We start from the raw sequence: 296 nt of genomic DNA, 5'->3' as shown, positions 1-296 counted from the left end.
GCCGCCACCGACGATCTTGCCGAAGGTAGACAGGTCCGGCTTGATGCCGTAATGGCCCTGGGCGCCGCCCAGGGAAACGCGGAAGCCGGTCATCACTTCGTCGAAGATCAGTACCACGCCGTGCTTGTCGCACTGCTCGCGCAGGCCTTCGAGGAAGCCCGGTGCCGGCGGTACGCAGTTCATGTTGCCGGCCACCGGCTCGACGATGATGCAGGCCACGGTCTGGCCGACGTCTGCCAGGGTTTTCTCGACCGCGGCGATGTCGTTGAACGGCAGGGTCAGTGTGTGCTTGGCGA

At 65.2% G+C, this 296-nt stretch carries 1 protein-coding gene; it reads right to left on the bottom strand.

Translation table 11 applies throughout. From position 1 onward, the window contains the following. Positions 1-296, bottom strand: a 296-nt coding sequence (locus SB786_RS35970) for an aminotransferase class III-fold pyridoxal phosphate-dependent enzyme (RefSeq protein ID WP_410731541.1), incomplete at both ends; no start/stop codon positions are given.

It is taken from the genome of Burkholderia sp. SIMBA_062, from assembly GCF_046534765.1.
Taxonomy (GTDB): Bacteria; Pseudomonadota; Gammaproteobacteria; order Burkholderiales; family Burkholderiaceae; genus Burkholderia; species Burkholderia ambifaria.
The sequence above is the reverse complement of the archived record's forward strand: the minus strand, read 5'-3'. Positions and strand labels throughout refer to the sequence as shown.